General features: G+C 42.4%; 9 protein-coding genes and 2 riboswitches. Of the genes, 8 read left to right on the top strand and 1 reads right to left on the bottom strand.

The window, feature by feature from the left end:
* The first annotated feature begins 16 nt into the window (after positions 1-16).
* Positions 17-116: riboswitch (purine riboswitch) on the top strand.
* A 96-nt stretch (positions 117-212) separates the two neighbouring features.
* The 5 genes from add to ACVBIK_RS02620 all read left to right on the top strand — a co-directional run bounded on the left by add (position 213) and on the right by ACVBIK_RS02620 (position 9,482).
* Positions 213-1,214: an adenosine deaminase gene (gene add, locus ACVBIK_RS02600; RefSeq protein WP_447169031.1), complete on the top strand. Its 1,002-nt coding sequence runs from the start codon at positions 213-215 to the stop codon at positions 1,212-1,214.
* 358 nt (positions 1,215-1,572) lie between these two features.
* A riboswitch (cyclic di-GMP riboswitch) is annotated at positions 1,573-1,660 on the top strand.
* A gap of 104 nt (positions 1,661-1,764) precedes the next feature.
* Positions 1,765-5,172 (top strand): M66 family metalloprotease, encoded by a 3,408-nt coding sequence (locus ACVBIK_RS02605; protein ID WP_447169032.1) that lies wholly within the window; start codon positions 1,765-1,767, stop codon positions 5,170-5,172.
* Positions 5,173-5,498: 326 nt separating this feature from the next.
* The gene (locus ACVBIK_RS02610; RefSeq protein ID WP_447159496.1) at positions 5,499-5,840 is read left to right on the top strand and encodes an NINE protein; all 342 of its coding nucleotides are present in this window, start codon (positions 5,499-5,501) and stop codon (positions 5,838-5,840) included.
* Between the two features lie 406 nt (positions 5,841-6,246).
* A complete protein-coding gene (locus ACVBIK_RS02615; protein WP_447169033.1) occupies positions 6,247-8,433 on the top strand; it encodes an alpha/beta fold hydrolase in 2,187 nt (728 codons plus the stop codon).
* A 5-nt stretch (positions 8,434-8,438) separates the two neighbouring features.
* Positions 8,439-9,482 (top strand): hypothetical protein, encoded by a 1,044-nt coding sequence (locus ACVBIK_RS02620; protein WP_447169034.1) that lies wholly within the window; start codon positions 8,439-8,441, stop codon positions 9,480-9,482.
* Positions 9,483-9,566: 84 nt separating this feature from the next.
* Here ACVBIK_RS02620 and ACVBIK_RS02625 read toward each other — a convergent pair whose 3' ends face one another.
* Positions 9,567-10,448 carry a hypothetical protein gene (locus ACVBIK_RS02625; RefSeq protein WP_447159492.1) on the bottom strand — a complete coding sequence of 294 codons (882 nt, stop codon included), beginning with the start codon at positions 10,446-10,448 and terminating at the stop codon, positions 9,567-9,569.
* A 477-nt stretch (positions 10,449-10,925) separates the two neighbouring features.
* Here ACVBIK_RS02625 and ACVBIK_RS02630 point away from each other — a divergent pair, with 477 nt between their 5' ends.
* Genes ACVBIK_RS02630 through ACVBIK_RS02640 form a run of 3 tightly spaced genes read left to right on the top strand, consistent with a single transcriptional unit; the run spans position 10,926 to position 13,069 of the window.
* Positions 10,926-11,663, top strand: coding sequence for a basic amino acid ABC transporter substrate-binding protein (locus tag ACVBIK_RS02630; protein WP_447169035.1), 738 nt, complete (start codon positions 10,926-10,928; stop codon positions 11,661-11,663).
* 7 nt (positions 11,664-11,670) lie between these two features.
* A complete protein-coding gene (locus ACVBIK_RS02635) occupies positions 11,671-12,351 on the top strand; it encodes an amino acid ABC transporter permease (RefSeq protein WP_447159490.1) in 681 nt (226 codons plus the stop codon).
* Positions 12,344-13,069, top strand: a complete 726-nt coding sequence (locus ACVBIK_RS02640; protein ID WP_447169036.1) for an amino acid ABC transporter ATP-binding protein — start codon at positions 12,344-12,346, stop codon at positions 13,067-13,069. The genes ACVBIK_RS02635 and ACVBIK_RS02640 overlap by 8 nt, the downstream gene beginning before the upstream one ends.
* Positions 13,070-13,197: the final 128 nt, after the last annotated feature.

Consider the following 13,197-nt stretch of genomic DNA (forward strand, 5'->3'; position numbering starts at 1 on the left):
CTGGGTAATTGAATGCTAATATTTAGCATTAACCCTTCGTATAATCTCAATGATATGGTTTGAGAGTTTCTACCAAGAGCCCTAAACTCTTGATTATGAAGACTTTACTTTATGTAATACCAATCTAATTAAGTTTTTGTTTATGCTTGCTATGCAATGTTTGAACCTTTACTTATCCAGATCGGTATAACCACTCAATAAAGGAGAGCTTCATGAATTATCTACAGCTACCCAAAATCGATCTTCATTGCCACCTAGACGGTAGCGTTCGCCCGCAAACAGTTATCGACCTTGCCCAAATTCAGGGTGTTGAAATACCAAGCTATAATGTTGATGACATTAAAGCGTTAATGGTGGCGCCAGAATCTTGCCCAAACCTCGATGAATATCTCACTCGCTTTGCACTTCCGTTATCGGTTATGCAAACAGAAGCAGCGCTTGAGCGCATTTCATTTGAGCTATTTGAAGATGCGGCTAAAGAGAATGTGAAGTACTTAGAGGTACGCTTTGGACCACAGCTTCATCGCAAGCAAGGCCTTAACTTCGAGCAAGTTATTGCAAGTGTCATCAAGGGTATGCGTAAAGCTGAAGCACTATATGATATTAAAGGTAATTACATCCTTTCTATCATTAAAGTTTTGCCAAAAGATGATATCAATGATGTTATCGATGCAGGCGCTAAGTTCCTCAATAATGGGGTGGTCGCGTTTGACTTAGCTGCAAGTGAAGAGCCAGGTTTTAGTCATGAGTACATCCCCTACGCAAAATATGCGCTTGAAAGCGGCTACCGCATCACGATTCACGCCGGTGAACAAGGCGTAGGGCAAAACGTGTACGATGCCATTTCACTACTCGGTGCAGAACGTATCGGCCACGGTATCCATATCAATAGCCATAAAGACGCTTACGACTTAGTCAAAAGCGAAGCGGTTGCGCTTGAAGCTTGCCCTAGTAGCAATGTACAAACCAAAGCCGTTGAAAGCTTAGACAGCCATCCATTTGGTGACTTTTATAGAGATGGCTTACTGGTCACGATTAATACAGATAACCGTACCGTATCTGATACGACCATGACTAAAGAGCTGCAAAAATCTGTTGAAAAATTTAACTTAACCGAAGCTGATTATTTCAAAATCTACAAGATGAGCGCTGAAAACTCATTTGCATCAGATCAAGTTAAACAGCATTTATTGAGCTTTATTAAGCCTATTTAAGACGTAGCAAAGCTAGCTAATTTAGCTCCCAAAAGCCTATCCGCCTTTATCGCTGCTAGGCTTTTCTATCTCTCCCAGCCAACTCCGTCATACTGCTCCGTCATACTGCTCCGTCATACTGCTCCGTCATACTGCTCCGTCAGTATTCAACTCACAAACATAATATTTCAACTTGATTGAAAACCTCTGCTGACTTTTCAGGCAGTCTAGCCAAGTTAGAGCATCAAGAAGATGCCCACTAAACCCAAAATAGCAACAATCCGCTCACAAACACAGCAAACAGCCAGCAATTTACGGTAATACTTGTTTTATTTCACGGTTAAACATACATTCCGCCTGCAGCAATCAATCGCTGCAACAAAGAAAAAGGCAAACCAGTTGAAAGGCTGGGACGCAAAACCACCGGTCTAAGGGTCATTTGTACCTACGATAGCGGGGATGCCATTGGTATCTTGCCACTCAAATAACTCATTGTAGTTATCGATGAGTGACGGGTCATGTTTACGCGTTTTGCCTTATTGATTGATTTATCTCAATAAGGAATTATTTAATGCTACAAAATAGAGTTCGACCTTTAACATTGCTGATTGCTAGTGCAATTGTGCCATTATCGGCGCAAGCACAAGTTAATATGCAACAAGCTGCTGAACAAACCTTCAGCATTATCACCAGTATGCAGCAGCGTGGGATAACTGGTGACGGTGTAATTGAAGAAGATAACAAACGTTATATTGTTCACAACAACCATCGCTTCGAGCTACACCCCAATAACTACCCTAAATTTCCGTTTCCTTACGGCGGTGATGAAGCCCTAAAACCTTATTACGACACGTTCTCCTTTCTTGATGAAAAATGGGATATCGTGATGAATAATGACTACGGTTTTTATTTTATTCATGATGAATTCGGCAGCATGAGTAGTGATACTCTTGGCTGTTTTATTGAGTATTATCCAAACCAAAGCTTTTCAGCTGAACAAGCTATGCGATTTGAAAAAACAGAATGTAACAGCGCTCCTAGTTTGAGTGATGTTGAGTTATCAGGCGTATTCGATACTGGCGCAAACCTAACCTGGAAAGGGCATATTGCAGGTAATCAATATAAAATCAGTTTAAGCCAAACCAACAGCAAGATAGCACCACAACTATTTACAACCGACTCACCTGAATTTTTCTTCAACCAACTAGCCCCAAGCACCGAATATCAAGCGCAGATCCAAGCTTGTAACACCACTGCTTGTGTTGATGTTACGCCATTGCTATTCACGACCGAAGCCAAAAAAGTGGGTTTTCATGACGGTATTCGCAACTTAAATCACCTCGATGGTGAGATAGCTGCGCATGTATCATTTATGCAAAGTCACAGTCTTACTGCGCCATACGGTAATGCCGAGCTCAACGCGCCAGACATCGTGATTGGCCGCGAAGCCATGCTATTACTAAGCCCACAGCAAGATGATATCAACCAAATCTGGGTTGAGGTTTATCAAAATGGCGAGCAAGTCAGTCGCCAAATGATGCTGTCACCAGCCAACCAACCAAAAACCGATCAGTATGCAGTAGAAGGTCGTCCAACGGTTATTTTCGGCCACAATGTGTGGAGTTTCCCACTAGAGTGGCAATGGGTAAAACCAGGTTTATCCCTACAATTTGTTGATAATCATGGTCGCTATGCCGAGTTATTACAGCAAAACATTGAATTTGGTGGTGCGCCAGAGCTCATTATCCAAAACATCGATATGGGTATGCTAACAGAGCCGCGTGGCCGTAATACTATGGCTAACAATACGGCTGAACATGCTGCTGATTACTTCCAAAAGATCCCCGTGTCTAAACTTGTAGTAGGTCAATACGCATCAGCTTACTTTCCAGTAGTGACCATGCCAAATGGTAAGGTTTATACTGAGCGCAGTGACTCAGACGGTGGCTGGCACTCTGGTGACATGCGTGAAGCCATTGGCAAGGCGATGATTTCGACTGGTATTAATAATGCTAACGTCGGCATTACTACCAGCGCAGGTAACTCGCAAACCTATAACCGTTACTTTAACCATATTACCGCCCATACCAACGTTGGCGTATATATTGATACAAAAACTCAGCAAACCGAAACCGTGGTTCATGGCGGCAGTGGCGGCGGTGGCATTTTAACCCTTGAAGACACAACCGGTAATGAGTGGTCACATGAACTAGGCCATAACTACGGCCGAGGCCACTGGCCAAGCATGGCATCAGTACACGATATGGAAAGTGGCTGGGGCTGGGACGCGGTATTCAAGCGTTTTATCGGTAATATCGATTGGCGTGGTTCAGCTGAAGAGCTAGATATAGGCGGCGAAGTCTCATCACCGTATTTAGATACCTTCCGCTTTTTACGCGATGCCCAAGCTGGCGGTGAATACAAGAAAGTTGGCGTCGTCAGCAACTACACTTTTGAGCATCCCACTCAAGCAAGAGCAACTCAGACTTGGCTTAACAGTGGCTTCAATCAAATGCCAGATAGCGCAGATTACTACGTTAAGTGGAGCCAAGAGCAGCAACGCTATGTTGATTCAGAAATAGACGCTAGCACAGCAGAGCATACAGGTATCAATGTCACCACTTTAGTGGGAATCTACGACCCTATGCGACTTAATCCAAGCCAGATTTACCCAGTACTTTACGGAAACTACGGTAACACCTTTCAATTACCAGAAGCGACTGAATACACACCGGTTAACTCTGGTGAAACACTCAACAGCGGCTGGCACCATTACCAAAGTTTAACCACGGTTCAACAGGCATTAAGCACTTGGAAAACGATTGCGGACAATGGCAAAACTAAGCGTTTATGCCAATTTGAGTTTGTCACGACTGCAGGTGATAACGTCAACTTAGTCGGTCACGTTGATGACACAAATAGCTGTCGTACCAGTGACGATATGCGTTGGAAAATTGATGGACAAAACCAACACATGGTATCGGATAGTGGCGATTATGCCCTGCTATACCCAATCGGTCGCGGAAAAATTATGTATACGCCTACCATGGGTATCGGTGAAGTTAATATCTGTATGTTAACCGATCTCAATAACCCAGGTCACAATGGTGCAGGCTTTGTACAAGGCGATAAGTGCGTGCAAATTCCTGGCGTTAAGCACAGCAATAATAATGATTGGTCCTACACTATTTGGCGTAATGAAATCGAGCAGAGTCAATATCGTCACCACAATGTCTGTCGTCTTGACGTGCTTGATAAACAAGGACAGACAAAGTCTTACGATCTAGCAGGCCAACGTTTCAACAGCGTCGAAAGCAATAAGTTCCATTTAAACTTGCCACAACAACAGCTAGCAGACATCACCTTACGCTGTGAAGATAATGAAGGTGTGCATGTCCTTGCACAATTAACGCCGTCATTAGAAACCGGTATCGATGAACTGCCTGAAGCCGTGATCTTAGGTCAAGAGCATGGTTACGACGCGCTCAATAGCACACTAGGTAATGGCTGGTTCGATCATAGCGCTAAAATGGATTACAACTCATTAAGCTCACGCGAACTGAATAACTTGGCCACTATGAAAGTAAATGGTCAAAATCTCCCCGTTTGCCGCTTTGAGCTAGCTATCAATGGCACAGTACAAACTGTACATGGATTTGTTGAGCAAATCGTGACTAACGACTACCGCTGTAGCGGCGGTGATGACATCACTGTGATCCAAGGTGACAATGAGCAACGACTTGAGTCACAGCTTAATCAGTTCCAGTGGTTGTCTTTATGGAATCCACTGCATACTGGTGAGCGTATCAAAGCGAAAGTTGATAGTAAGCAGAACTTGTGTAGTGTGACTCGCTCAGGCTTCTACGGTGCGGGCTTTATCAATGCTGGCGGCCAATGTACACAAGCATCTGGAATTAAGTGGTCAAACGGTAATGATTGGTTATTCTCCAATGGTTACGGCCAATACAGCTACAAATAAACTGCTAGCCTAGCCTTGCGACAGCTACAAACGCGCTTAGAAACCAAAGCCAGTTGCCCGCGCAACTGGCTTTTTACGTTTGGCCTAAGCTGTCAATAGCCGGTTCTACACATTGCTAAAAGCTCACATTAATAAAGCCTCTAAAGGTAGATGGCGTGAACATATATGTTTTTTAATCAAGGTTAAACAGTCGCTCTAACTTTTAGCAGTGTGGCTTTCAGCGCAATATGTGCGTTTTATTTTCATTCTGTGAACTATGCACCTATGTTTCGGCGAACACTTGTACACATAATGAGGTATCAGTAATTTGACCGTTGGAGTTAGCAATGCAAAACATAGATTGCCCACAGTGCAGCCATAAGATCGACGTAAATGTAGTTTCCTGCCCCCAATGTCATGCCGCCCAGGGACTAGAAGCCCTTTCTGGCGTCGATCCAGAAATGCATATTAAAAATCAAAAATTGGCGATCTGGTTTAGCTTCCTATTTGGTGGATTAGGACTACACAAGTTCTATTTAGGTCAACACCTAAAAGGCAGCTTGTATTTAGCATTTAGCTGGACACTTGTGCCTATGGTTGTAGGCTGGGTTGATGCCGTACGCACCTTAAAGATGACGCCATTTAATTTTGAGCAGCGTTACTGCAAAAGAGTTTCTCAGGGATTTTAAGCAAGAGTTTGTAAATATAAAACTCTACCGCCACTCCCCCTCAAGAAAGACAGCTTAGACTGTCTTTTTCTATTATTGGTTAAGCTCGCACGATTAACTTATTCACCTCTCAACATTAAAAATATTAGATTTTTATAGCTGCACACAATATTAGATTATTCCAATAGTAGGCTTTATTTTCGCTTATATCTCTGCAAATATCACTTTGTACATTCATAATATGCCAACCAAGCAGTTATGCGCCCCTTCTGCAGCTTTAGCCCCCGAAAACTTCAACAACAATCATTTAACAATTTATTTATTGCATGCTACCATCTCCGCCGAAAAAAATGGAAGTGCCGAAATAATAAGGGGTTTTACCTAACTATACAGGCACTAAATTGTTTATATTTTTTGGAGTCAACGGATGACAATATTAAGATTGATGGGTTTATGTTCTTTTTTTGTGCTGACCGCTTGCGGTGGAGGTGGGGATTCATCAGAAAACACTTCGGATACAGCTCCTGCAATTATTTATTCAAGCTATACCATTACAGCAATTGATGGATACCTGGAAAACGCCACTGCATGGCTCGATGTAAAGAACAATGGTCAATATCTTGCTTCAAATCCGACCGCAGTTACGGACAACAAAGGTAAAGCGATACTCAGCATTCCCAATACCATAACCGCTAAAGATTACTCCGTTTTTGTAGAAGCAAAGCAATCTGTCACATTTGATGAAGGTTTGGGCAGGTTAATAACTAATAGCTTTACCCTAGCCGCACCGGCAGGGGAGCGAATAGTTACGCCATTTTCAACTCTCGTTTATCTAAAAATGAAGTCGGGTCTGACATTAAGCGCCGCTAAAACGGAAGTCGCGGCGCAATTACAGTTACCCACTAACGGACTATTAACTGATTTTATCGCTGCTAAAAATAATCGAATGACATTGATTGCAGCCGACTTAATACGCCTCAACGCCTTCCCTATCTCACCGCAACAGTTGGCTGATGTAGCGCTAAATCAAAGCGTCATTAATGCTGATATAGCTAAATATGCCAGTATTCAAAGTGATGTGAATGATTTTAAAGGCGTCGCTCGAAACTCATCTCAAACCATAGAGCTAGATACTGATTTTGACGGAATTGCTGATAGTGCTGATAGCGATATTGATGGGGATAATATTCCCAACGAGCAAGATACCCATCCCTATGACTATGACCGTCACACGGCGCTATCTCCAAGTGAGTTATTCTTATCTCAAGCTCAAAATGAAACACTTCTATCCGAGCAGTGGCATTTCTATAAATTAGAAACACCTGAAGACATTCTGCTAGATGTTAGCTTGTCACAACTTTCAGGTGATTTAGACCTGTATGTAAAACAAGATGCTATTCCAACAAAGTTTGATTACGACTGCCGTTCAAACAACAGCTATCAAAGTGCAGAACGCTGTCTACAAAGGCTGAAACAAGGTAAAACTCACTATATTGCCGTTGCAGCACAACAAGACTCTAGCTATCGGTTACAGGCAATTTTAGATGAAATTGTTATCAGTAAAGTGAGCCTGTTATTACATGGGCTTGCATCAGACTCTGAGACATGGAATAGCCTAGTCGCCGACGATAGTTTTTATTCCGGTTCATGCGCTGTACTCAATATCAGTGACGAGATAGAAGCCCTACCTCAAATTAACAGCAAAGGTGAATCCTGCTTTAGGCTTGACTTTGGCGGCTACGATCGTGATACAAACTTAGGCTCTAAAGGGCTTGAAGGTAAAACCTGTATTTCAACATTGGGTTGTAGTGGTGACTACTCACGCTTTGACCTGTTAGGGGCTGAAGTTGAAATAGCTATTGGACAGATCGTAAATAAACTCGGGATCGATACCGAAATAGTTCTATTAGGACATAGCCGAGGCGGACTTGCAGCAAGAGCTTACCTGCAGAACGCTGATTCAAAATACGCAGACCATGTAAAAGCACTCGTCACTACAGGCACGCCTCACCAAGGTTCACCATTTGGGCGTTTTTACCGTTTTATGGAGCTCAATTGTTTGCCACAACGTAGTTATGAGAACGATGGAGGCATGTGCGAAGATAACTGGGAGGTGGTAAAAATGATAGCTGGAGAAAGATGGTATTTCGAAGACAACCTTATGGATTTAAGAGCCCCTAGTATTGACTTTCTATCACCTGAATCTACAGAAATCAATGACTTAAGCAGCAATATCCTAGCTCTTGAAAATATCATTACCGCTCAGCTTAGCTATCGTGGCACCAAGTTTGGTATTTTGGCTAAACAATTACCTGTTACGGGCTCAGACTACGATCTTTATGATTATGGTAGCTGGTTTGTTGGTGACCACCCTCACCCAAGTACTCTTCGTTATATCGAGCAAGGTCAAACGCGAGAGAGTCTTATCGGTGACGGAATAGTGCCATCATATAGTCAACAGCTAAGCAACTTACTCATTCCTTTTGGACGCAATGTAGACCTGTCTTTCACCAATAACGACTACAACGTGATCCATACCGAACTGCCACTACAAGTAACGGATCTACATACAATGTTTGAATCGATTCGCAGCGCGATTGGCTGGAGTGAATAATTTAAATGAACAAGCAACTAACCATTGCTTTGATTGGCTGCACAGTACTCATCGCTATTTACTTTGCAACGAGTACAGGCAGTCAATTCCAAAGCAACAGCCAAACTAACGTAAATATGCCACGAGTGAATGAAGTTGTCAGCCAAGGCGGTCGTTCATCAACGCTAGTAAACAGCATTAATGTTGAGTCAAAGCCTATTGGCACTTCTACTCGCCAACAGCTCAAAGATGAACAGCTCACACCAGCAGAAACTTATGCTAACTGGACGGAAGTAAAAACACTTCTAACCAAAGGTGAAATCAATATAGAACTTGAAAAGCTGTTAATTGACTCTTTGAAAAAGACTGCTAACCCGCAAGTTTATGCAGAATTGAAGCTGTTGCTACAAGTGCCCGATAGTAACCTCGACTCTAGAAACCAGGAGTATTTATTGAGTTTGCTTGCCGCCATAAACACCAAAGAGTCTGTTAGTTTACTGCTTGCGACTCTTGAAGAGGAGAATGTCACTGATTCTAATGCGATCTACGTAGCAAAGAAGTCACTGAAAAAAATTGCTCAATCTGCAGCACATATCGATTTGTTAGAGAACAGCTTTAATACCATGTTCAGTGACAACCTATTCTTAGCTGATGTTGCCAACGGAATCGCTGGAAATGCAACAGAGCAAAGCTTTAACTTTTTGGTTGTGCAAGTAGATGCCGATAATGAAAAAACTCCGATAGTATTGGCAAGTATGAGCCATATTAATAATGAACGTCTCGTACCACAATTACAGTATCTTATCAATACCAGAGAGGCTGAAAGTGAACTCTCTATTACTTCTTTAAATACTCTTGCAAACATGGGCCAATATGAAGCTGCTGTAGCATTAATACAGTGGAGCGCTCAACAACCAGCGAGCTCAAAAGCCTTCGTAGAAGAGCTCTTTTCTACTGCGAGTCAGAGAAGTCCATCCACATATAGAGCTATAGAGAAGCAACTAAATATTCAGCAGTTCACGAGCTCTGAAGTTAAGCAAAAAATTGAAGAGGTTTACTCTAAAAAATAGTTTCCCATATATAAGCCAGCTTAACAGCTGGCTTATTTTGTATAGGCAGCTTCTCTTACCTACAAACGACTAACGTTTACACTTTTATCGTTTAAAAGATAGTCCCCACATTAGCAGCTTGCTACCATCAGTATAATCATCGGTTGCTGTCGCTGAAATACGAATGCGCTCGGCATAGACTGTACGCGGTAAATTAAACTCCTGTCTTTGATAAGTTGGTGCATAAATCGGCGCAAACTCAAAGTTTCCTACTGTTTGCCACTCACCATTTTTCCAAATATCAAAGTTAAAGGTACGCAGTCTTGTGCCTTCACCATTGTTAAACGAACCTAAGCGGAACGTTTTCATCGGCATAGGCTTTTCAAAATCGATATAAAAAGAGATTGGCAAGTTAGCATCACGTACATCAGCCTGCAGCAACATGCCCTTGCTGGTGTCGAAATACTCATCATTGGTAAAATGAGGTTCAAGATTATCAGAGTCAACTAAGAAGGTTGAGTTCAAGCTGTTATGAGTGTTATTACCACCTGACTGAAATACATCATCAGCATAATAGGCAATAATATTTTCAAACTGAGGCACGTCTTTAGTCAATAAATCACTATAGAGTGAAAAGTCACCTTTTTCACCATCCGCACCAAACCACACGCCCTCCCAATACTTGCCGTTGATGTTACCAAAATACCAATTACGGGTTTCACCTTGATGGATCTCAAACTGAAATCTTGGCTTATCACCAGAACCTATATACTGGCTATTAGTGTTTTCTACTTCTCCAGAAATAACCGACCCCGTATCAGTCGTACCAATAATAGTGTTCCCTGATAGATCGATATTTAATTTGATCTGTTTCTGGAAGTCAGTAACACCATCCAATGCCTCATCATAATGCAGATAGACCGACTCGTTAGCTGAATAGACAAAAGGAGAAATAAAACACAATGTTGAAAGTAAGAGCTTTTTCATAAGTAATAACCTTAAACGGGAAATCAGTTGATGTGATGTTTGTTTTTATTAATTTTCATATAAAATCAGGCCGGCAACGTAAACAGTGGCAAGCCTTACTTAAGGCGACTGTTTTCGATAAAAATCAAAAATGATATAGACAAAATACTGAGTCACTTGAGGAGCCATTAGCCTTCTGCGGTAATCTCGCTAAAGATACGCGATCAAGGTTATCTCGCCATACAACAAAACACCTCCCTAACACATACTTATTCATCAATAGCTACTAAATTAAAAACTAAATAATGTGAAGCAACCTTATAACACAAAGAAAAACCTGTTAAAAATACGTTAAAAAACCTTCCAGCAGATTAATAACTAATCAGTCAAACCAATTTCAATTGAATTTTTAGTCACATTTAACGCATAAGTATTGATTTAACTTTATATGAGCTTATAGTCAATCCCAGTTGAGTATTTTGATTAAGAGAGTGGAAAATGAAGAAGTCAGTATTGGTTGTAGCAAGCTTAGGTTTAACAGGCACATTAATGTTATCTGGCTGCGGTAAGAGTGATGATGTACTTGTAGTGGGCACCAATGCGTCATTCCCACCTTTTGAATATGTGGGTGGCGTTAGTGGCGATGAGATTATGGGCTTCGATATCGATTTAGCTCAGCAGATCGCGAAGGATGCAGGCAAAACCCTAAAAGTTGAAAACATGAATTTTGACTCGCTTATCGTAGCGCTCAATGCGGGTAAGGTCGACTTTATCGCCTCGGGCATGACTATTACGCCAGAGCGTCAGGCAAGCGTCGATTTCTCAGAGCCTTACTATGAAGCCACCCAGATGGTGCTCGTCAATAAAGACAATAACAGCATCAACAGCCTAGATGATCTTAAGGGTAAACATATCGCGGTGCAGCTAGGCTCTACTGGCGACATTATGGCTAAGAGTTACAGCCAACAAGTGACCGCCTTCAACTCAGGCTTCGAAGCCGTGATGGAGCTAAAAAATGCCAAGGTTGACCTGGTGTTGTTTGACAGCGAACCTGCCATCAGCTTTTTAGAGAAGAATCCACAGCTAAAAATGGTTGAGCTGGATTTTTCACCCGAGTTTTACGGCTTTGCAGTGGCTAAAGACAAAGCTGAGCTGCTAAACAGCATTAACAGCAGCTTAAGCATCATGAAGCAAAACGGTGGCTATGACGCCCTCGTTAACAAGCACATGAAGTGAGTAGAGCATGATTGATGCAATTAATACTTCACTGTTTACCCCAATAGGCGAAGATGGCTTAATCGGAATTTATCTTATTCTGAATGGCCTTAAAGTCACTTTGATTGTGACCTTCTTCGCAATGATAATCGGTTCAATTCTCGGTGTGGCAACCACCTTGATGAAGATGTCATCGAAATGGTATCTACGTTGGCCAGCCAGTTTTTATGTCAGCGTGATCCGTGGTACGCCAGTGGTTGTGCAGTTAGTGATCCTTTACTTTATTGTGCTAGCGGCACTGGACGTGGATAAGATCACTGCAGCCGTTATCGCCTTCGGTCTTAATAGCGGCGCCTATATCTCTGAGATCATTAGAGCCGGTATTCAAGCCGTCGATAAAGGGCAAATGGAAGCGGCACGTTCATTAGGCTTATCGCAAGCAGCGACCATGAAAGAGGTGATCCTGCCTCAGGCGATTAAAAACATTCTGCCCTCACTAGGTAACGAGTTTATTGTGTTACTTAAAGAAACTGCGGTAATTGGCTTTATTGGTGGCGTGGACTTAATGCGTGCAGGTGAAATTATCCGTAGCCGTACCTTTGAAGACAGTGTGCCGCTATTTACCTGCGCACTTATCTACCTGTTACTGACGTATATTTTTACCTTTATGCTATCTAGATTTGAAACGAGGTTAAAGCAAAGTGATTAAAATTAATGATTTACATAAGAGCTTTGGCGATAACCAAGTGCTAAAAGGGATAGATGAGCAGATTAACCATGGCGAGGTTGTCAGTGTGATCGGCCCGTCAGGTGGCGGTAAGAGTACCTTCTTACGCTGCATCAACTTACTAGAGCTGCCAACTCAAGGCGAAATTTTTATCGATGGTCAATCGATTACCGCTGCGGGCGCTTGTATCGATAAGCTAAGACAAAAAGTGGGTATGGTGTTTCAAAACTTTAATCTGTTTCCCCATAAGACGGTTAAGCAAAACATCACCCTTGCACCTGTAAAACTAAAGCTGATGACACAAGCACAAGCCGACATTGAAGCCGAGTCTCTACTTGAGCAGGTTGGCCTAAAAGATAAGGCCGATGCGTATCCATCGAGCCTATCGGGTGGACAAAAACAGCGGGTAGCAATTGCCCGTGCACTCGCAATGAAACCTGAATTGATGCTGTTTGATGAACCCACCTCGGCGCTCGATCCTGAAATGGTCGGTGATGTACTCGATGTGATGAAGTCGCTCGCCCAGAAAGGCATGACCATGGTGATTGTCACCCACGAGATGGGCTTTGCCCGCGATGTCTCAGACAGAGTTATCTTTATGGATGGCGGCTTTATCGTTGAGCAGAATGAACCAGAAGCCCTGTTCAGCAATCCTAAAGAAGCCAGAACTCAGGCGTTTTTAAGTAAAGTATTGAGATAAGCTCAATCAACCCAACTATTTATAGACTCGTTTAGCACTAACGTTAAGCAACGCTATAACCAAAGAGCCTCACAAAGGCTCGTCGTTTGCATAAACCCCGATATAAAAAAGACAGCTTTCGCTGTCTT

Source organism: Shewanella sp. 125m-1, assembly GCF_052977065.1.

Bases quoted from the DNA above. Each gene is read 5' to 3' on its own strand.
- ACVBIK_RS02630 (WP_447169035.1), top strand. From the start codon at position 10,926: ATGAAGAAGTCAGTATTGGTTGTAGCAAGCTTAGGTTTAACAGGCACA.
- ACVBIK_RS02610 (WP_447159496.1), top strand. From the start codon at position 5,499: ATGCAAAACATAGATTGCCCACAGTGCAGCCATAAGATCGACGTAAAT.
- ACVBIK_RS02605 (WP_447169032.1), top strand. From the start codon at position 1,765: ATGCTACAAAATAGAGTTCGACCTTTAACATTGCTGATTGCTAGTGCA.
- ACVBIK_RS02635 (WP_447159490.1), top strand. From the start codon at position 11,671: ATGATTGATGCAATTAATACTTCACTGTTTACCCCAATAGGCGAAGAT.
- ACVBIK_RS02625 (WP_447159492.1), bottom strand. From the start codon at position 10,448: ATGAAAAAGCTCTTACTTTCAACATTGTGTTTTATTTCTCCTTTTGTC.
- ACVBIK_RS02615 (WP_447169033.1), top strand. From the start codon at position 6,247: ATGACAATATTAAGATTGATGGGTTTATGTTCTTTTTTTGTGCTGACC.
- add (WP_447169031.1), top strand. From the start codon at position 213: ATGAATTATCTACAGCTACCCAAAATCGATCTTCATTGCCACCTAGAC.
- ACVBIK_RS02620 (WP_447169034.1), top strand. From the start codon at position 8,439: ATGAACAAGCAACTAACCATTGCTTTGATTGGCTGCACAGTACTCATC.